The sequence below is a fragment of the Achromobacter veterisilvae genome (genome assembly GCF_037619525.1).
GTDB lineage: Bacteria > Pseudomonadota > Gammaproteobacteria > Burkholderiales > Burkholderiaceae_B > Achromobacter > Achromobacter veterisilvae.
In genome coordinates, this window is the sequence record NZ_CP148753.1 from 798236 (window position 1) to 817538 (window position 19303).

Consider the following 19303-nt stretch of genomic DNA (forward strand, 5'->3'; position numbering starts at 1 on the left):
AGGCCCGGCATGCGCGTGCTCTTCATCCTCATCCTGCTGGCGAACCTGGGCGTCTATGCGCTGGGCCAGGGCTGGCTGGGCATGCGCCCCGAGGACGAAGGGCGCGACACCCGCCGCTTCAGCCAGGAATTGAATCCCGGCGCGGTCACGCTGGTCCCGCGGGCCGCCCCCTAAGGCTCTGCCCGGGCGTCCAGCCAGGGCGCCAAGGCCTCCAGCGTCCGCCGGGTGGCGCCCGCATGCGCGCCGAACCAGGCCCGCGCCGCCTCGCCGCCGCGCCGGCGCCGCGCCTCGTCCGCCAGCAGCGCCATCGCGGCGTCCACGGCCTGCCCCGCGTCGGGCGCGCGCTGCACCGCGCCCGCCTGGATGGCGTCTTCGGCCGCCTGCTTGAAATTGAACGTATGCGGCCCGACGATGACCGGCACCCCCGCCGCGCACGCCTCGATCAGGTTGTGCCCGCCCAGCGGCGCGAAACTGCCCGCGACGATCGCGACCTCCGAGGCGGCGTAGTAGAACGCCATCTCGCCCAGCGTATCGCCCAGCAGTACCACGGTCTCGGAGCCCGGATCCGCGCCCCCTGAACGCCGCGTGTACGGCAGGCCCGCGTCCTCCAGCAGGCGCGCGACCTCGTCGAAGCGCTGGGGATGGCGGGGAATCAGCAGAAACAGGGAGCATTCATGCGTCCCCGGAATTTTGGCGTGGCGCTTGATCGCCTCGATGAAACCGCCGTCCTCGCCCTCGCGCGTGCTGGCTACGGCCACCACGCGCCGGCCCAGCCGTTCGCGCCACGCCTGCCCGGCCCGCACCTGCGCCTCCGGCAATTCCAGGTCGAACTTCAGGTTGCCCGTCACGACGGGCGGCCTTGCGCCCGCCTGCGCCAGCCGCGCGGCGTCCTCGGCGGTCTGCGCCAAGACCGCGTCCAGCCCGGCCAGGGCTTCGCGCATCACGCTGCCCATCCGGCCCGCCTGGCGCAGGGATGACGCCGAAAACCGCGCGCTGACCAGCGCCATGGGCACGCCCGCCTCCCGGGCGGCGGCCAGCAGGTTCGGCCAGATCTCCCGTTCGATCAACAGCCCGCAGCGGGGCCGACGGCCGGCCATGTAGCGGCGGGCCGCGCCGGGAAAGTCGTACGGCAGCCAGGCCTGGCGCAACTGCCCGCGGGCGATGGCGTCCTGGAACAACCGTGCGCCCTCGGCCCGCCCGGTCGCCGTTACATGTGTCAGCAGCACCGGCAGGCCGCGGTCCAGCAGCGCCTGCAGCAAGGGTTGGGCGGCCCGGGTCTCGCCCAGGCTGACGGCGTGCACCCAGACGGGAGCCGCCTGCGGCGCGGAGGACTCCGCGGCCGGCAGCCGGCCGAACCGTTCCGGCGAGAAGATTTCCCATTGGCCGCCCGCCCGCCTGGCGCGGCGGCCCATCCATAGCCAGACCAGCGGCGACAGGGCCCTGAGCGCCAGGGTGTAGACGCCGCGTTTCATGTCATTGGGCGGCCAGCGCCTGCTCCACCGACGCCATCACGGCCTCGCGCGACGGCGAAGCGCCGCGGTCGCCCAGGCTGGCGGTGTAGTTCGAGCCGACCAGCGGCGTGCGCACCGGGGTCGACGCCCGGTAGATGCCGATCGTGGGGCGGCCCAGGGCCGCCGACAGATGCGTCAGGCCGCTGTCCAGGCCCACCATCAGGCGCGAACCGGCCAGCAGGCGCGCCACCGAAGTCAGGTCCATGCGGGGCATCACCTCCGCCCCGTCCATGCCGGCCACGAGCAGCCTGGCGCGCTGCGCCTCTTGTTCGTTGCCGCACAGCAGGCGCAAGGTGCAGCCCGCGTCGCTCAGGCGGCGGAACACCGCGCGCCAATCATCCTCGGGCCAGAGCTTGTCGTCGCGGCTGGCCGAAGGCATGATGACCGCGTAGCCGTGGTCCGTGTCCACGTGGTGCAGCCGCGGCGGATCCGCCTGGCCGCTTTCCGCGCCGGCGTCGGTCTCGCGCGCCTGCGCCGCCTGCCGGGAGAACGCCTGCAGGCCGAAATCGGGCTGGCCGGCGTATTGGTAGCCGAACGTCAACGCCGCCAGCTTGCGCTGGCGGATGACCGCCGGCTGCCAGAATTCCACCCGGTGGCGCACGTTATAAAACAGCGACGCCAGGGGCTCGCGCGCGGAACGCCAATCCAGCCCGTGCTTTACCCCCCGCGTCTGGCGGACCAGCCACGCGGATTTCAGCAGGGCCTGCATATCCAGCACCACGTCGTACTGTTTGGACCGCAGGCGCTCCTTCAGCGCATGCCGCTCGGCCCTGACCTGGGACGACCACCACGCCTTGCGCCAGCGCCTGTGCGCGACCTTGATCACCTCGTTGACCGCGGGATGCCAGGCGGGGATTTCGGCGAATGCTTCTTCGGCCACCCAGTCGATCTCGGCGTCCGGGACATGGCGGGCGATATCGGTAATGGCGGGCAGCATGTGCACCAGATCGCCGAGCGACGATGTACGAACGATGAGAATGCGTGTTGACATCAGTTAGAAAAGGCGGGTTTGCACGTTCGCAAGCCACCCGCCCTCAAGTGTATTATTACGTTCTATTCCGGGAGGGGCTGTCGAATTATCCCGGCAATTTACAACAAAACCACCTCTTCTTCCGATGACCGCTAATCCAGTTACTGAGCGCAAGGTTCGTTTCGCCCTGGTTGGGTGTGGGCGCATTTCCAAAAATCACATCGGCGCCATTGCTCAGCACAGCGACCGCGCCGAACTCGTGGATGTCTGTGACATCAACCCCGCCGCCCTGAAGGCCGCGGCGGACGCCACCGGTGCGCGCCCGTTCTCCTCCTTGACGGAATTGCTCGCCCATACGACGGCCGACGCGGTCATTCTCGCGACGCCGTCCGGCCTGCACCCCTGGCAAGCCATCGAAGTCGCGCAGTCCGGCCGCCACGTGGTCAGCGAAAAGCCGATGGCCACGCGCTGGGAAGACGGCAAGCGCATGGTCAAGGCTTGCGATGAAGCGGGCGTGCGCCTCTTCGTCGTCAAGCAGAACCGCCGCAACGCCACGCTGCAGTTGCTCAAGAAGGCCATCGAGAACGGCCGCTTCGGCCGCATCTATATGGTGACGGTCAACGTTTTCTGGACCCGTCCCCAGGATTATTACGACGCCGCCCGCTGGCGCGGCAAATGGGAATGGGACGGCGGCGCCTTCATGAACCAGGCCAGCCATTATGTCGACCTGCTCGATTGGCTGGTCGGCCCCGTCGAAAGCGTGTATGCCTACACCGCCACGCTGGCCCGCCGCATCGAAGCCGAAGACACCGGCGTTGCCGCGGTCCGCTGGCGCCACGGCGCCATGGGCTCGATCAACGTCACGATGCTGACCTACCCGCAAAACCTGGAAGGTTCCATCACGATCCTGGGCGAAAAGGGCACCGCACGCGTGGGCGGCGTGGCCGTCAACCGCATCGACGAATGGAAGTTCGCCGACGAGCACCCCGACGACGCCAAGATCCGCGAAGCCAACTACGAGACCACCTCGGTCTACGGTTTTGGCCATCCCCTGTATTACGACAACGTCATCCGCGTGCTGCGCGGCGAATGCGAACCCGAGACCGACGGGCGCGAAGGCCTGCAGTCGCTGGCCCTGCTGACCGCCATCTACCGCTCCGCGCGCGATGGCCTGCGCGTGCCGCTGCCGCTGGACTGAACCTCATGAGCATCCATTCCACCGCTATCGTCGACGAGGGTGCGCAGGTCGGTGCCGGCACCCGCGTATGGCACTGGGTCCACGTCTCGGGCGGCGCCGTCATCGGCGAAGCCTGTTCGCTGGGCCAGAACGTCTACGTAGGCAACCGCGTCAAGATCGGCAACCGCGTCAAGATCCAGAACAACGTCTCCGTCTACGACAACGTGACGCTTGAAGACGACGTGTTCTGCGGCCCCAGCATGGTGTTCACCAACGTGTACAACCCGCGCTCGGCCATCGAGCGCAAAAGCGAATACCGCGACACCGTGGTGCGCCAGGGCGCCACGCTGGGCGCCAACTGCACCATCGTTTGCGGCTCGACGATAGGCCGCTACGCCTTCGTCGGCGCCGGCGCCGTGGTAAACCGCGACGTGCCCGACTTCGCCCTGGTGGTGGGTGTGCCCGCCCGCCAGATCGGCTGGATGAGCCGCCACGGAGAACAACTGGATCTGCCGCTGACCGGCAACGGGCAAACCACTTGCCCCGCCACCGGCGATAAGTACGTGCTCAAAGACGGCATCTGCCAACTGGTGTGAGACAACATGCAATTCATTGACCTGAAAAAACAATACCAAGCCCTGCGCGACCCGATCAATACGCGCATCCAGAATGTGCTCGATCACGGCCAGTACATCATGGGCCCCGAGGTCAAGGAACTGGAAGCCGCGCTGTGCGCCTACACCGGCGCCAAGCACTGCGTCACGGTCGCCTCCGGCACCGAAGCCCTGCTGATCGCGCTGATGGCGCTGGGCGTGAAGGCCGGCGACGAAGTCATCACCACCTCGTTCACGTTCGTGGCGACGGCGGAAGTCATCGTGCTGCTGGGCGCGGTGCCCGTCTTCGTCGACGTCGAGCCCGACACCTGCAACATCAAGGTCTCGGAAATCGAGGCCAAGATCACGCCACGCACCAAGGCCATCATTCCGGTGTCGCTCTACGGCCAGTGCGGCGACATGGACGAAGTCAACGCCATCGCCGACAAGCACGGCATCGCCGTCATCGAAGACGCCGCGCAGAGCTTCGGCGCCACCTACAAGGGCAAGAAGAGCTGCAACCTGTCCAAGATCGGCTGCACCAGCTTCTTCCCCAGCAAGCCCCTGGGCTGCTACGGCGACGGCGGCGCGCTGTTCACCAATGACGACGAACTGGCGCAAGCCATGCGCGAGATCCGCGTGCATGGCCAATCGGCCCGCTACTACCACTCGCGCATCGGCGTCGGCGGACGCATGGACACGCTGCAATGCGCCGTCGTGCTGGGCAAGCTGGAACGTTTCGAGTGGGAAGTGGAGCAGCGCATCAAGATCGGCGCGCGCTACCAGCAACTGCTGGCCGACCTGCCCGGCGGCGCCCGCACGGTCACCGTGCGCCCCGACCGCGACAGCGTCTGGGCGCAGTTCACCGTCATGGTCCCCAACCGCGAGGCCGTCATCGCCCGCCTGAAAGAAGCCGGCATCCCGACGGCGATCCACTACCCGCGCCCCATCCACGCGCAACCGGCCTATGCCGAGTTCGCGGCGGGCGAAGGCGCGACGCCGGTATCCGACACCCTGGCGGCCACCGTCATGAGCCTGCCCATGCACCCGGATCTGGACGAAGCGACCCAGGACCAGATCGTCGCCGCGCTGCGCGCCGCGCTGAACTGATCCTTCCACGGCGTGGCGCCGGTGGCGCCACGCCACGCCCGGCGGCACCGTCCGGGCCGACGCATTACGATGCAGCCATGAATATCCTGCTCATCAACCATTACGCCGGCTCGCCCCGGCACGGCATGGAGTTCCGGCCTTACTACCTGGCGCGGGAATGGATACGGCAAGGGCATCGCGTCACCATCGTCGCCAGCAGCGTCTCGCATCTGCGCCAGCAGAACCCCGCCGTCTCGCAGGCCGTCACCCGCGAGCAGATCGACGGCGTCGACTACCTCTGGCTGCGCACCCGTCCCTATGCCGGCAATGGCGCCAAGCGGCTGCTGAACATGCTGCAGTTCACCGCCAAGGTCCGCGCAATGGCGCGAGAGCTTGCCGCCACCCGGCCCGATGTCGTCATCGCGTCGTCCACGTATCCCTACGATATCTGGCCCGCCGCGAAGATCGCTCGCGCGGCCGGCGCCAAGCTGGTCTTCGAAGTGCATGACCTGTGGCCGCTGACGCCGCGCCTGCTGGGCGGGTTCTCCCGCCGCCATCCCATGATCTTCTCCATGCAGATGGCGGAAGACTACGCCTGCAGGCATGCCGACAAAGTCGTCTCGCTGCTGCCCGGCACGGCCCCGCACCTGCAGGGCCGCGGCATGGCGCCCGGCAAGTTCGCCTATATCCCCAACGGTTACGATCCCGCCGAGACGTCCCGGCCGCTGCCCGCCGCGATAGCGGAACGAATCGCCGCCTTCGCGCAGCCGTTCAAGGCCGTCTGCGTCTATGCCGGCGGCCACGCGGTGTCCAACGCGCTGGCCCCCTTGGTCGAAGCGGCCGCGCGGCCCGAATCCGCGTCGACAGGCTACCTGCTGGTGGGCAAAGGCGTGGAAAAGCCGCAGTTGATGCAGCGCGCGCAGGCCCTGGGCCTGAAAAACGTCCTGTTCCTGGACCCGGTGGAAAAGCAGGCCGTGCCCGCCTTGCTGGCCCTGGCCGACATCGCCTACATCGGTTGGCACGACAGCCCGCTCTACCAATTCGGCATGAGCCCCAACAAACTGTTCGACTACATGCTGGCGGGCCTGCCCGTAGTGCATGCCACCAACTCGCCGTACGACCTGGTCCGCGACGCCGATTGCGGCGTCAGCGTACCCGCTGACGATGTACCTGCCATCGCCGGGGCGATAGCCGGACTCGCGGACCTGCCCAAAGCGCAGCGCGCGGCGCTGGGACTGCGCGGCCAGGCCTTCGTGCGGCAGCACCACAGCTACGCCGTCCTGGCCCGCCAATTCCTGGAATCGCTGCGCGACACTCCCCAGGGGTCCACTACAATCCCCGTTCATCAACGTTTCTAGCCGCCAGACGACGAACCATGTCTTTCATCCCTTTCGCACTACCGGACATCGGCGACGCCGAAATCGCCGCCGTTACCGAAGCCATGAAATCCGGCTGGCTCACGACGGGCCCCAACGCCCGGGCGTTCGAGCAGGAATTCGCCGGTTTCATCGGAGGGGGAGTGGAAGCCGTGGCCGTGAACTCGGCGACCGCCGGCCTCCATCTGGCGCTGGAAGCCATCGGCGTGGGCGAGAGCGACGAAGTCATCACCACCACCCACACCTTCACCGCCAGCGCCGAAGTGGCGCGCTACCTGGGCGCCGAACCCGTGCTGGTGGATATCGACCCAGCCACTTTCTGCATCAGCCCCGAGGCGGTGGAACGCGCCATCACGCCGCGCACCAAGGCCATCATCCCCGTGCACTACGGCGGCCTGTCCTGCGACATGACCGCCATCCTGGATATCGCGCGCCGCCATGGCCTGCGGGTCATCGAGGACGCCGCGCACGCCCTGCCCAGCACCTGGAAAGGCGAACTGATCGGCAGCCTGGCCAGCGACATAACGGTCTACAGCTTCTACGCCACCAAGACCCTGGCCACCGGCGAAGGCGGCATGGTGGTGACGCGCGATCCGGCGCTGGCCAAACGCTGCCGCGTCATGCGGCTGCACGGCATCGACCGCGATGCCTTCGACCGCTTCACCTCGAAAAAGCCGGCCTGGTACTACGAAATCGTGGCGCCGGGATTCAAGTACAACCTGCCGGACACGGCCGCGGCCATGGGACGCGTGCAACTGGCCCGCGTACGCGCCATGCGCGACCGCCGCGCCGAGATCGCCGCCCGCTACGACAGCGCCTTCGCCAGCCTGCCCGTGGCGCTGCCTCCCAGCCCGGCGCGGCTGGCAGGCCACGGCTACGACGCGGGCGACGTGCATGCATGGCATTTGTACGTGCTGCGCCTGGCGCCCGAAGCACCGATCGGGCGCGACGATTTCATCTTGCGCATGACCGAGGCCGGCATCGGCTGCAGCGTGCACTACGTACCGCTGCACCTGCAACCCTACTGGCGCGACCGCTACGGACTCACGCCCGGCATGTTCCCGCATTCGCAGGCCGCCTATGAGCGCATGGTCAGCCTGCCGATCTATTCGCGGATGGCCGACGACGAGATCGCGCGCGTGATCGGCGCCGTGGAAACGCTGCTGCGCGCCTGATGAAACGGCTGTTCGACATCATCGTTTCGCTACTGGGCCTGATCCTCCTGTCACCCTTGTTCCTGGCGGTGGCGGTGGCGATCAAGCGGGACTCGCCCGGCCCGGTGTTTTTCCGGCAAGTCCGCGTGGGCAAGGACGGCCGCAGCTTCAGGATCCACAAGTTTCGTAGCATGACTGTGAGCAAAGCTCACAATTCGAAAGAAATTACTGTGAGCGGCGACGCCCGGATCACCCGTAGCGGAGCCTGGATCCGTCACTGGAAACTGGATGAATTGCCGCAGCTTATCGACGTGTTCCTCGGCGATATGAGCGTGGTCGGCCCGCGCCCCGAAGTCCCTCGGTACGTAGCCGTTTATCCCGAAGACCTGCGGCGCATCGTGCTTTCGGTCCGGCCAGGCATCACCGACCTGGCTTCCATCAGGTTTCGCCACGAAAACGACCTGCTGGCGCGGGCCAGCGATCCGGAGCGCGCCTATCGCGAACAGATCCTTCCCGAGAAGCTCCGGCTCCAGAGCGAGTACGTGCGCACACGCTCTTTCGTGGGCGATCTCGGCATCGTAATCGCGACGTTCACCGCGCTTTTTAAGCACTGAGTCAGCTATCCTGCGTATCCATCGGACGCGGCGCAGGCAGTGTCGATACATATAGATTCAGTCCGATAACCGCGCCCCCGGCGCCCACTGGCATAGTCTCTTGATAGACTGCCGTCTCAACAATGAAAAGCCAGCACTCGCTTGACTACTACTGATACTACTTCAGGACCTTCGTCACCCGCACACTCCGCCAATCAGACCGACACCCCGCTATTAAGGGTCGCCCTCCTGGGCGCGACCCAAAGCATACATACCGTGCGATGGGCCAACGGCCTTAGCGAGCGTGGGCACGACGTTCACCTGCTGTCGCTTGACGATCCGTCATCCGACATCGCACCGGCCGTGCATCAATACAAGCTGCCTTACGGTTATCCTCTCGGCTATTTCCTGGCCGCCCGGAAACTGCGCCGGCTGCTCGCGCGGATCCAACCCGACCTGCTCAATACCCATTACGCGACAGGCTATGGCCTGCTTGCCCGCCGCTCCGGTTTCACCCCGAACCTATTGTCGGCCTGGGGCAGCGATATCTACGACTTCCCCGACAAGAGCCGCTGGCATCATGCCGCGCTCGGCAAGAACCTGGACTACGCCACGGCGCTTGGCGCTACAAGCCACGCGATGGCGATTAAAATGCGGGCACTATCCCGGACGCCGGTGTTCGTCACGCCGTTCGGCATAGACGAGCATCAATTCACGCCGCAGATCGTACGGAACCAGTCCGACCGCATCGTCATCGGCACCGTAAAGACACTGGAAGCGCTTTATGGAATCGACACCTTGATCCACGCATTCGCCAAACTCAAGGCCAGGCTCGCCACGACCCATGGCGATCTGGCCGAACGGCTGATGCTGCGGATCTACGGCGGCGGCAGCCAGTTCCGCATGCTGGCCGCAATGGCCGAACGCCTGGGACTGGGCGATTGCGTCGAACTCAAGGGACAGATCCCGCATTGCAAAGTGCCGGCTGCGCTGGATGACCTGGACGTCTACGTCGCGTTGAGCCGCCGCGACAGCTTCGGCGTCGCGATCCTGGAAGCCTGTTCGAGCGGACTGCCCGTGGTGGTGTCCGACGCGGACGGCCCCGCCGAGGTCGTGCTCGACGGCGTGACAGGCTTTGTCGTGCCCATCGAAGATGCCGACGCCGCCGCCCGCAAACTCGAGGCCCTGGTCCTGGATCCGCAATTGCGCGCCGCGATGGGCACCGCCGGCCGCGAACGCGTGCGCGAAAAATACAGTTGGAGCCACAGCCTCGACCTGATGCAGCAGGCTTACCACGAAACCCTGCGCCTCCATCGCGGCGCGGCGGCGCATTGCGCGCGATGACGCTGCTGATCGTTCTCGTCATCCTGAGTTTCTCGATCATCCACCTGCTCGAGTACCTCAGCTACTACGCCCGCATCGCCGGCCGGCTCGCGAGCCGGCCCGTCACGGGATATGCCGTGCAGAACGCCACGACCACGATCACGCGGTTCTTCTATCTGGCGCTCATGCCCTTGCTGGGATTCCTGATCGACAAACAGATCCCGGTATCCACGTACCAGACGATGGGCCTGTGCGCCCTGCTGGGGGCCACCCTGCTGTCGCTGCTGGCATTCTGCATCCGGTTCCACTGGATCACGCTGCTTGCGAACTTCATCCAGCGCCGCTCCGGCAAGCCCAGGCTGCGCATGGCCGACGTGCGCAAACAACTGGAAGTGCACTCCGAATTCCCCAGGCCGCGCATCGTCGCCCTGGCGGCGGCCGTATTCCTCTGCTATGCGCTGGGCGTGCTCGTTTCCTATTACTTCGCGCTGGTCTTCCACGACTACCGCAGCACCATTTCACAGCTCTCCGGCATTGTGAACGGCTTCGCCACGGTGCTGCTCACATTCGTGCTCGAGCCGCGCATCGCCGCGATCGTGGACGACCATCCCACCCACGACGTCTACCATGCGGTGCAGGCCATGTTGACGGGGCGCCTCGTGGCCGTGGGTGTTCTTGCGCCGGCGCTGTTCTGGAGCCTGGGAAATGCGCTCGGCTGAGGCATCCGGGGCGCGCGTGGCGGACTGGCTGGTCCTGGCCGGGTTCGCGCTGTGCCTGGGCGGATCGTCGATCTATCTCCCTTACCCGCTGCGGCCCTTTCACTGGGGGCTGGCGCTGTTCGTGCTCGCGCTGGCGATCGATCCGTCCTGGCGCGCAGCCGCGTGGAACACCCGCCTCAGGCTCCCCCTGATCCTCGTCTTCCTGCTGCTCGCGATCCAGCCCCTCTGGACCGTCGCGGACGACCGGTATGCGCGCTATGCCACCTATCTCCTGATCGGCGGGGCCTCCGCCGTACTCGGCGAAACGATTGCGCGCCGGCAAAAGCCATTCCTGTTCCTGTTTCCCTGGCTGCTGGCCTATTGGTTCATCACCGCCTACTTCCCGGTGTTCGACGCCTGGACGGCGGCCCAGCGGTTCCGGCCCCGGTATCTGCTGACGGGAGGAGTCTGGGACAACATCAACGACATGGCCACGGTGCTGGTGTTCGCCAATCTGATCTGGCTGCTTTGCCGCCGGCGCCTCTCGCTGTTGCTGTTCGGCGCCTGTTGGTTCTACGCGCTGCTGCTCAACCGGCGGGCAGACCTGGCGGCCACGCTGGTGCTGGGCGTTGCCTATTTTCTGTGCTTTGTCGATGGCGACAAACTGCGTCAGCGTCTGAAGATGACGGCGGTGTGGGCGCTGGCGACTGTGGCGGCCCTGCAATTGACAAATGAGCCGCTGCACCTGGTCTCGCTGCCGCACATCCAGGCCAAGGCTCCCGTGCCGGCCGACCTTGCGGCGCCCCCGCAAGCCAAGCTCTCCGTCCCGCCGGCGATGGCGGCAAATGGCGCGGCAATGCCGGCCGCCGCCCCGCCCGCAAGAACGCGCCCCCCTCTTCCCACGCCCGCGCCGCCAGCACCGCCACAGGTAGCCGCGCCGGACCCGCGCGCGCCTGCCGCGAACGTCCGCATCAAGGCGCAAAACGGAGACGAATCCACGGCGTTCCGCGCCCGCCTGACCATGGATATGTGGGCGGAGGCGCGCGCCATGCCTTGGTGGCAATGGATCACGGGCCTGGGCGCCGGGCAACTGGATCTGACCTGGCCCGGCAACAAGACGCCCTGGGCCTCGCCCCATTTTTTTTGGCTGGAAATGTTCTTTCACATCGGGCTGATGTGGTTTGCCTTACTCGCCTGGCTGGCGCTGCGGCTGGACTGGCGGGGCAGGATGAGCCTACTTGTGGCGGGTCTGGCGGGCCTGGCGCCCAGCTCCATGGTCTATTTCCAACCCTTCTGGGTATTCCTGGGCGTTCTTGTCGCGGGAACAACGCCAAAAAACCCCGTTATTTCCTCTCGCCGAGCCTGTTGACGCCTGATTTCACGCCATCTGTTTGCCGCCGCGATCTGCGATACGGGCCAAGGCCTGTAAAATTTCGCACATATATAACAAGGCACATAACGTATTGACGCCCCCATGATCCTTCCTTTTGCCATTCGGCGTCTTTTTGTCGATTTGCCCCGGCCAGCCAAACAAGCGCTTGCCATTGCACTTGATGCACTGATCCTGCTTGTTTCGTTCTACTTAGCGTTGTGGCTGCGTTTCGAGCTGTTTTTCCTGAACACCTCTTATTTCGCGCTCTCGCTGGCGGCCTGTGCTGGCGGAGTTCTGTCCATGGCAGGATTCCGGGTCTACAACTACATTCTGCGCTACATGAATGAGCGGGTGATCCTGGGGATCACGGCAGGCGTCACCGTCTCGGTCATGGTGGTCACGACGGCCAATACTTTCCTGCAATTACTTGGCCTGTCACGCGCGGTCCTTGTCATTTATGGCTCGCTAGCCATTGCAGGTCTTGTCGGTACACGCTGGGTTGCACGGCGCGTGCTATTCACCGATACCAAAGACGTCAGCGACCTGCGCATCCCCGTCGTCATCTATGGCGCGGGCGGAGCGGGTTCGCAATTGGCGACGGCACTGCGCGCGGGCCCTCACTACAAACCCGTGGCGATGCTTGACGACGACCGGCGCAAACACGGCCTGATGGTCGCGGGTCTACGCATCCACCCGCCCGGCCATCTGCCTACGCTGGTAGAACGCCATGGCGTCCGCCAACTTCTTATCGCCATGCCCAGCGCCGGGCGGGCACGATTGCGCGAGATCGTCGAATCCGCCGAACAGTACCGCTTGCGCATCCGGCTGGTACCCAGCCTGCGCGAATTGGTCGATTCCAATGGACTGAGACTGCGCGACGTCCAGGTGGAAGACTTGCTGGGCAGGGATCCGGTTGCTCCCATTTCCGAACTGCTGGGGCGGTGCGTCACAGCGCGCAACGTGATGGTCACGGGCGCGGGCGGCTCCATTGGCTCCGAACTTTGCCGCCAAATTATCGCGTTGAATCCTACGCGCCTCGTCCTGTACGAAACCTCCGAGCCTGCGCTCTATACCATCGAACAGGAACTCATCCAACTGGTGGGCCAGCGCCCCATTGAACTAATCGCCGTGCTAGGCTCCGTACGCGATCACGATCACAGTCTGCACCGCATCAAGTCGCATGATATCCAGACGATCTACCACGCGGCAGCCTACAAGCACGTACCGATGGTCGAGCAGAACGTCGCGGAAGGGATTGCCACGAACGCCCTCGGCACACTCTCGCTTGCCCGCGCGGCCATCACGGCGGGCGTCAGCGATTTCGTGCTGATTTCCACTGACAAGGCCGTACGTCCCACCAATGTCATGGGCGCCTCGAAGCGCCTGGCCGAGTTGATCCTTCAGTCGCTGTCGCAACGCCAGCACACGACGCGTTTCTCCATGGTCCGGTTCGGCAATGTCCTGGGTAGCTCCGGTAGCGTCGTCCCGCTGTTCCATCGGCAGATCCTGGCCGGTGGCCCGGTCACTCTGACGCATTCGGATATCACCCGCTATTTCATGACCATCCCCGAGGCCGCCCAGCTCGTGCTCCAGGCAGGCGCCATGGGGGAATCGGGCTCGGTGTTCGTGCTGGACATGGGAGAACCGGTGCGCATCCGCGATCTGGCGGAACGCATGGTCCGGCTCTGCGGTCTGACCATACGCGATGAATCCGACCCCGACGGCGATATCGAACTTCGCGTAGTGGGCCTGCGTCCCGGCGAAAAACTGTACGAGGAACTGTTGATCGGTGGTGACGTCAAGTCCACCCTGCACCCCCGCATTATGCAAGCGCGAGAAAACGATCTCCCTTACGATATGCTGGTGTCTGGCTTGGAGCAGATGGAACAGTCGCTGGCCTCCTGGGATCGCGCCCAGATTGTCGCAGCACTGAAATCGCTCGTAGCCGAGTTCAACCCCAAGACAGAGGAAGCCACCTCGCGTCAACCCATGAATTCCCCGCAATAATGGTCCGGATCGCGCATCTCACTACAGCGCACCCGCGCTTTGACGTCCGCATATTCCACAAGGAATGCCGCAGCCTGGCGAATCATGGTTACCAGGTAGACCTGTATGTCGCCGACGGGCAAGGCAACGCCCAGTGCAACGGCGTGTCCATCATCGACGTCGGCCGTTCAAGCGGCCGCATCAACCGCATGCTGGGCAAGACATGGGCCGCCTGGAATGCCGTTCGTAAGACCGATGCGCGCATCATCCATATCCATGACCCCGAACTGCTTCCCGTCGTGCTGGCGCTCAAATGCATGGGCCGTCACGTGATCTATGACGCGCATGAAGACGTGCCGCGCCAGATCCTGAGCAAACCGTGGATCAAGCCGTGGATCCGGCATATGATCGCCTGGCCGTTCGAACGACTGGAGAACTTCGTCGCCCGCCGCTGCGCGATCGTGGTCGGTGCCACGCCGCATATCGCCGAGCGTTATGCCGCGCAAGGCATCCGCAGCATCGACGTCAACAACTATCCTATCCCCGGCGAACTCAGCGACCCACCGGCATCGGCAGGCCAAACCGACGGGCCGGCCGCCGACGCGCGGACCGTCTGCTATATCGGCGGTATCACTCGGATGCGTGGCGCCGTCGAAATGCTCAAGGCACTTGCAAAATCCGATGCCCGGATGATTTTGGCCGGCCCTATGGAAAGCGACGAGCTGCACGCCGAACTAGCCGCCATGCCGGCATGGAACCGGGTGGATTACCGGGGTGTCCTGGATCGGGCCGCGATACGCAATGTGCTGCATGAATCGCAACTGGGGCTGGTGCTATTACACCCCGTTCCCAATTATCTCGACGCTCTGCCGGTCAAGATGTTCGAATACATGGCGGCAGGGCTGCCTGTGCTGGCGTCCGATTTTCCGCTTTGGCGCGGGATTCTCGACACATCGGCCGCGGGAACCTGCGTAGACCCCCTGGATACCGACCGCATTGCCCAAGCCATCGATGCAATGCTGGATCTTCCCGCCGCTGAAAAGCAGCGGATGCGCAATGCGTGCCGCGTCGCCGTCCGGGACTCCTACAACTGGAAAAACGAAGAGGCCAAGCTAGTGTCGGCCTATGCCGCCATCGCCGCGCCGTAAATCGTCAGGACAAATCCCGGGAGCCCCGCAGGGGTATTCAAGTATTATTACGGTCTATCCAGAGCGTACCCTGCGAGACGCTCGCCCGTATTGCAAAACACCGTCGATACCCACCAAACAAATCCCCCGCCCTGCTTGCGGCGCCAGCCTGACTGACTGATTGTCCTCTATGACCACCAAGATTCTCACCGTTCTCGGCGCCCGCCCGCAATTCATCAAGGCCAGCGTCGTGTCGGCCGCAATTGCGGCTGACACACGTCTGCGCGAAGTCGTGGTCCATACCGGCCAGCACTTCGACAGCAACATGTCCGACGTCTTCTTCGACGAATTGGGCATGGAAAAGCCGGCGCACCAACTGGATATCCACGGCGGCGGCCACGGTGAAATGACCGGCCGCATGCTGGGCGCCGTCGAACAGGTGCTGTTGACAGAACGCCCGGACATTGTGATGGTCTACGGCGACACCAACTCGACTCTGGCAGGCGCCCTGGCCGCGGCCAAGCTGCACATTCCGGTTGCCCACGTCGAAGCCGGCCTGCGCTCGTTCAACATGCGCATGCCCGAGGAGATCAACCGCGTCCTGACCGACCGCGTCTCTCGCTGGCTCTTCACCCCCACCCGCCGCGCGGACGAAAACCTGATCAAGGAGGGCGTGGCCGAGAGCACTATCACGCAGGTAGGCGACGTCATGTTCGACGTCGCGCTGCGGCATGGCGCACGCGTCACCGAGCAAGGCGGTACGCTGGAGCGCCTGGGCCTGACGCCGCGCGAATATGCGCTCGTCACCGTTCACCGCGCCGAGAATACGGACGATCCACAGCGCCTGCGCGCCATCATGCAGGGACTTGAGCAGGTTGCCATGACGCGGACCGTGGTCTGGCCCATCCATCCACGCACTCGCGCGACACTGGCCCGCCTGGGCTTGCTGGAAAACCTGCGCAACCGGTTCGTTATCACCGACCCGGTTGGCTATCTGGACATGGTGCAGTTGGAAAAGTACGCTGCCCTGATCGCCACCGATTCCGGCGGCGTGCAAAAGGAAGCCTTCTTCCACCGCGTACCCTGCGTCACCCTGCGCGACGAAACCGAATGGGTCGAGCTGGTGCAAGCCGGTTGGAACCTGCTAACCCCGCCCCTGTCCGCCGAGGTCATCGCCGGCGCCTGCGAGCGCGCACTGACCATCCAGCCCGCCGAGATCCAACCCTATGGCGCCGGCGATGCGGCGCGCATCATCGCCACCCACCTCGCGGCCTAAGCCATGTGTGGCATCGTCGGCGGCTGGTGGCGCACCCCTCTGCCCGATCTGCAACCGCGGTTGGAGCGGAGCATTCTCGCTCTCAAGCATCGCGGCCCGAACGACCACGGAGTCGAGTTCTCCCGCACACCATGGGGCACAACGGCGCTGGGCCAAACGCGACTGTCCATCATCGACCTCAGCGCGGGCGGGCACCAGCCCATGCGCTCATCCGATGGCCGCTATCTGCTGGTCTATAACGGCGAGATCTACAACTACAAGGAACTGCGCCAGGAGCTGCGCCAGGCCGGCCATTACTTCCAATCGGACAGCGATACCGAAGTCCTGCTGACCGCCTGGATGCACTGGGGCCCAGCGTGCCTGAATCGCTTCAAGGGCATGTTCGCCTTCGCTATTTCGGACACGCAAGACGGCTCGCTGAGCCTGGTCCGGGATGCTTTCGGCATCAAACCGCTCTTTTACCGCTACCAGGATAATTTCCTGGTCTTTGGCTCAGAACTGCCCGCCATTCTTGCTCTGACGCCGCAAGAACCTCGACTTGACTGGCAGTCCGCCTACGACTATCTGGTGCACGGCCGTTACGACCACGGCGAGCGCACTTTTGTCGACGGCATCCGGCATGTCCCTCCCGGTACCATCCTGACCCTAAAACCCCAGACAGGCGAACTGTCGGCGCCAGCACCTTGGTGGACACCATCCATCAAGGCTCGCGAAAAAATCAGCCTAGCCGACGCGACCGCGCAGTTGCGCGAGCGCTTCTTGCAGAACGTGAGGCTACACCTGCGCAGCGACGTTCCGCTGGGCGCCGCCCTGTCGGGCGGCGTCGACTCATCCGCCATCGTCTGCGCCATGCGGCATGTCGAGCCGGACCTGCCCATCCACACCTTCAGCTTCATCGCCAAGGGTTCGCAGAAGTCCGAGGAGAAATGGGTGGACTTGATCAACGCCAACGTCGGCGCAAACGGCCACAAGGTTGTCGTTGATCCGCGCGAATTGGCGACCGATCTGGACGACATGATCCGCGCCCAAGGTGAACCTTTCGGCAGCACCAGCATCTACGCACAGTACCGCGTGTTCAAACTCGCCAAGGAACACGGCATTACCGTGACCTTGGAAGGCCAGGGCGCCGATGAATTGCTGGCGGGGTACAACGGCTATCCGGCGCACCGGTTGATCAGCCTGCTGCAAGAGGGGCGCCTGTTAGACGCCTGGCGCTTCCTGGGTCACCAGAAAGACTGGCCGGGCCGCCCCGCAAGCCGAGCGATCATACAGGAAGCCATCGCCCTCAAGCTGCCCGATGCGCTCTATCAGCGCGCCCGCGACGCGAGCGGGCGCAAGGCGGCCCCTATATGGCTGAATATCGATCAATGCATAGAGGCCGGCGTGGTCACTCGGTTTCCACGCGATGGCTGGCCCTCGCCGCAACGCGGCCGCCATCTCATGAGCGAACTGGCGCAGTCCCTGACACGACGAGGCTTGGGTTGGCTGCTGCGCCATGGCGACCGGAACTCGATGCGCTTTTCCATCGAGAGCCGCGTGCCTTTCCTGACGACCGACTTGGCGGATTTTCTGTTGGGGCTACCGGAAGAGCATCTGATTTCCCCGCAGGGCGAGACCAAGCACATCTTCCGCGCGGCCATGCGCGGCATCGTGCCGGATGCCATCCTGAACCGCCGCGACAAGGTCGGTTTTGAAACACCCGAGCTTGAATGGCTGCGCGCGCTCGCGCCGCAGATCCGCGGTTGGTTGTCCGAAGACACCGGCGCGTCCTTCCTGGACCGTGCGCAACTGGTCGCGGAATTCGACGCGGTCATCGACGGGAGCAAGCCGTTCGGCTGGCAGACCTGGCGCTGGATCAATTTCCAACGCTGGCTCCATGTCATGAACATACGCGCATGAGCGCCGCCCCGATGCGTAAAACCGTCGCGCTACTGGTGCTCAATCCCTTCACGAACGACAGTCGCGTGCTCAAAGAGGCGCTGTCGCTCAAACACGCCGGCTACGATCCCTTTGTCGTCGCCCTGCATGAGCAGGGCCTGGCAGAACAGGACACAGTACACGGCATCGTCGTCAAGCGGATACGCCTGCTCAGCCGCGGCTGGCCGAAAGTTCTGCCCATACAGGTCTTCAAGTATTTCGAATGGCTGTGGCGCGCCTTCCTGCTCTCGCGCAAAGCCCACATCGTGCACTGCAATGACCTGCCCACGCTGCCCGCGGGCGCCGTCGCCCGCATGCTCAGCCGCAAGCGCACAAGGGTCGTTTATGACGCCCACGAGTTCGAGATTAATGACGTCGCCAATGAGCCTCGCTGGAAGATCCGCGTAAAGAGCTTCATGGAACGCTTCTGGATCCGGCACGCCGACGCTACCATGACGGTCAGCGAATCCATCGCGGACGAATATGTCCGCATGTACGGCATCCCCAAGCCCGCGCTCGTGCTGAATTGTCCGCCGCTCGCACCGCTGCCTGAAGCCGACATTTTCCGATCGACGCTAGGCATCCCGCAGGACGCTATCATTTTTCTCTACCAGGGAGGATTGGCAGCAGGGCGAGGTATCGAACCCATCATCGAGGCTTTCAAAGGCCTGCCGGACAGCAGGCGAGTCGTCGTGTTCATGGGCTACGGACCGATGGCGAGCGCGATCAAGCAAGCGGCGGCTCAACACCGGAACATCTACTACCATCCGGCGGTATCGCCAGATGTATTGCCAGCCTACACGGCCTCCGCCGATGTCGGCCTATGCCTGATCGAGAACCTGTGCCTGTCCTATTTTTACTGCCTGCCGAACAAGCTGTTCGAGTATCTGATGGCGGGTCTGCCGGTAATCGTGTCCGATCTCCAGGAATTGCGCCGTTTCGTCCGTGCGCATCCCGTAGGTCCTGTCTTGCCGGGCACTGACGAGGAATCGATTCGACAGGCGGTGGCGCAACTGGACGAAATCGCCCTTGCCGGATATGCCGATGCTGTACGGTCGGTGCGTTCGGTATTCCATTGGCAAGCCCAGGAAAGTGTATTGCTGGACGTGTACGCCCGGCTCTCTTCCTGAAGCATCCAGCA

The 19303-nt window shown here is 64.7% G+C and carries 17 protein-coding genes; 15 read left to right on the forward strand and 2 right to left on the reverse strand.

Annotation, left to right across the window (positions count from 1 at the left end; genetic code table 11):
• Nucleotides 1–9 precede the first annotated feature (9 nt).
• Nucleotides 10–174: a hypothetical protein gene (locus tag WHX56_RS03710; protein WP_165360353.1), complete on the forward strand. Its 165-nt coding sequence runs from the start codon at nt 10–12 to the stop codon at nt 172–174.
• Here the strand turns inward: WHX56_RS03710 and WHX56_RS03715 are convergent.
• Both WHX56_RS03715 and waaC read right to left on the reverse strand, forming a co-directional pair.
• Complete coding sequence (locus WHX56_RS03715) at nt 171–1472, reverse strand: 3-deoxy-D-manno-octulosonic acid transferase (protein ID WP_338880493.1); 1302 nt, start codon at nt 1470–1472, stop codon at nt 171–173. The two genes, WHX56_RS03710 and WHX56_RS03715, sit on opposite strands and share 4 nt — an antisense overlap.
• 1 nt (nt 1473) lies before the next feature.
• Nucleotides 1474–2502, reverse strand: coding sequence for a lipopolysaccharide heptosyltransferase I (gene waaC, locus WHX56_RS03720; RefSeq protein ID WP_287756404.1), 1029 nt, complete (start codon nt 2500–2502; stop codon nt 1474–1476).
• Nucleotides 2503–2626: 124 nt separating this feature from the next.
• Here waaC and WHX56_RS03725 point away from each other — a divergent pair, with 124 nt between their 5' ends.
• The 14 genes from WHX56_RS03725 (at nt 2627) to WHX56_RS03790 (ending at nt 19292) form a co-directional block, all read left to right on the forward strand.
• Complete coding sequence (locus WHX56_RS03725) at nt 2627–3679, forward strand: Gfo/Idh/MocA family protein (RefSeq protein ID WP_287756405.1); 1053 nt, start codon at nt 2627–2629, stop codon at nt 3677–3679.
• A 5-nt stretch (nt 3680–3684) separates the two neighbouring features.
• The gene (locus tag WHX56_RS03730; protein ID WP_287756406.1) at nt 3685–4254 is read left to right on the forward strand and encodes an acyltransferase; all 570 of its coding nucleotides are present in this window, start codon (nt 3685–3687) and stop codon (nt 4252–4254) included.
• A gap of 6 nt (nt 4255–4260) precedes the next feature.
• Entirely contained in the window at nt 4261–5361 is a 1101-nt protein-coding gene (locus WHX56_RS03735) for a DegT/DnrJ/EryC1/StrS family aminotransferase (RefSeq protein ID WP_287756407.1), read from the forward strand.
• 77 nt (nt 5362–5438) lie between these two features.
• Nucleotides 5439–6698 carry a glycosyltransferase family 4 protein gene (locus WHX56_RS03740; RefSeq protein WP_338880494.1) on the forward strand — a complete coding sequence of 420 codons (1260 nt, stop codon included), beginning with the start codon at nt 5439–5441 and terminating at the stop codon, nt 6696–6698.
• Nucleotides 6699–6715: 17 nt separating this feature from the next.
• Entirely contained in the window at nt 6716–7891 is a 1176-nt protein-coding gene (locus WHX56_RS03745; protein ID WP_338880495.1) for a DegT/DnrJ/EryC1/StrS family aminotransferase, read from the forward strand.
• Entirely contained in the window at nt 7888–8484 is a 597-nt protein-coding gene (locus WHX56_RS03750) for a sugar transferase (protein WP_338881739.1), read from the forward strand. The genes WHX56_RS03745 and WHX56_RS03750 overlap by 4 nt, the downstream gene beginning before the upstream one ends.
• A 141-nt stretch (nt 8485–8625) precedes the next feature.
• Nucleotides 8626–9807 carry a glycosyltransferase gene (locus tag WHX56_RS03755; protein WP_338880496.1) on the forward strand — a complete coding sequence of 394 codons (1182 nt, stop codon included), beginning with the start codon at nt 8626–8628 and terminating at the stop codon, nt 9805–9807.
• Nucleotides 9804–10505, forward strand: a complete 702-nt coding sequence (locus WHX56_RS03760; protein WP_338880497.1) for a lipid II flippase family protein — start codon at nt 9804–9806, stop codon at nt 10503–10505. The genes WHX56_RS03755 and WHX56_RS03760 overlap by 4 nt, the downstream gene beginning before the upstream one ends.
• Before the next feature lie 16 nt (nt 10506–10521).
• Complete coding sequence (locus tag WHX56_RS03765) at nt 10522–11853, forward strand: hypothetical protein (RefSeq protein ID WP_338880498.1); 1332 nt, start codon at nt 10522–10524, stop codon at nt 11851–11853.
• Nucleotides 11854–11958: 105 nt separating this feature from the next.
• Nucleotides 11959–13863: a nucleoside-diphosphate sugar epimerase/dehydratase gene (locus WHX56_RS03770; RefSeq protein ID WP_338880499.1), complete on the forward strand. Its 1905-nt coding sequence runs from the start codon at nt 11959–11961 to the stop codon at nt 13861–13863.
• The gene (locus WHX56_RS03775) at nt 13863–14990 is read left to right on the forward strand and encodes a glycosyltransferase (protein ID WP_338880500.1); all 1128 of its coding nucleotides are present in this window, start codon (nt 13863–13865) and stop codon (nt 14988–14990) included. Before WHX56_RS03770 ends, WHX56_RS03775 begins: the two co-directional genes overlap by 1 nt.
• Before the next feature lie 169 nt (nt 14991–15159).
• Nucleotides 15160–16245, forward strand: a complete 1086-nt coding sequence (wecB, locus tag WHX56_RS03780; RefSeq protein ID WP_338880501.1) for a non-hydrolyzing UDP-N-acetylglucosamine 2-epimerase — start codon at nt 15160–15162, stop codon at nt 16243–16245.
• Nucleotides 16246–16248: 3 nt separating this feature from the next.
• On the forward strand, nt 16249–18144 hold the full coding sequence (asnB, locus tag WHX56_RS03785; protein WP_338880502.1) for an asparagine synthase (glutamine-hydrolyzing): 1896 nt from the start codon (nt 16249–16251) through the stop codon (nt 18142–18144).
• On the forward strand, nt 18141–19292 hold the full coding sequence (locus WHX56_RS03790) for a glycosyltransferase family 4 protein (RefSeq protein WP_338880503.1): 1152 nt from the start codon (nt 18141–18143) through the stop codon (nt 19290–19292). Before asnB ends, WHX56_RS03790 begins: the two co-directional genes overlap by 4 nt.
• The last annotated feature ends 11 nt before the right edge of the window (nt 19293–19303 follow it).

Excerpts from the sequence above, each read along its gene's own strand:
- WHX56_RS03710 (WP_165360353.1), top strand. The coding sequence starts at position 10 with ATGCGCGTGCTCTTCATCCTCATCCTGCTGGCGAACCTGGGCGTCTAT.
- WHX56_RS03715 (WP_338880493.1), bottom strand. The coding sequence starts at position 1,472 with ATGAAACGCGGCGTCTACACCCTGGCGCTCAGGGCCCTGTCGCCGCTG.
- waaC (WP_287756404.1), bottom strand. The coding sequence starts at position 2,502 with ATGTCAACACGCATTCTCATCGTTCGTACATCGTCGCTCGGCGATCTG.
- WHX56_RS03725 (WP_287756405.1), top strand. The coding sequence starts at position 2,627 with ATGACCGCTAATCCAGTTACTGAGCGCAAGGTTCGTTTCGCCCTGGTT.
- WHX56_RS03730 (WP_287756406.1), top strand. The coding sequence starts at position 3,685 with ATGAGCATCCATTCCACCGCTATCGTCGACGAGGGTGCGCAGGTCGGT.
- WHX56_RS03735 (WP_287756407.1), top strand. The coding sequence starts at position 4,261 with ATGCAATTCATTGACCTGAAAAAACAATACCAAGCCCTGCGCGACCCG.
- WHX56_RS03740 (WP_338880494.1), top strand. The coding sequence starts at position 5,439 with ATGAATATCCTGCTCATCAACCATTACGCCGGCTCGCCCCGGCACGGC.
- WHX56_RS03745 (WP_338880495.1), top strand. The coding sequence starts at position 6,716 with ATGTCTTTCATCCCTTTCGCACTACCGGACATCGGCGACGCCGAAATC.
- WHX56_RS03760 (WP_338880497.1), top strand. The coding sequence starts at position 9,804 with ATGACGCTGCTGATCGTTCTCGTCATCCTGAGTTTCTCGATCATCCAC.
- WHX56_RS03770 (WP_338880499.1), top strand. The coding sequence starts at position 11,959 with ATGATCCTTCCTTTTGCCATTCGGCGTCTTTTTGTCGATTTGCCCCGG.
- WHX56_RS03775 (WP_338880500.1), top strand. The coding sequence starts at position 13,863 with ATGGTCCGGATCGCGCATCTCACTACAGCGCACCCGCGCTTTGACGTC.
- wecB (WP_338880501.1), top strand. The coding sequence starts at position 15,160 with ATGACCACCAAGATTCTCACCGTTCTCGGCGCCCGCCCGCAATTCATC.
- asnB (WP_338880502.1), top strand. The coding sequence starts at position 16,249 with ATGTGTGGCATCGTCGGCGGCTGGTGGCGCACCCCTCTGCCCGATCTG.
- WHX56_RS03790 (WP_338880503.1), top strand. The coding sequence starts at position 18,141 with ATGAGCGCCGCCCCGATGCGTAAAACCGTCGCGCTACTGGTGCTCAAT.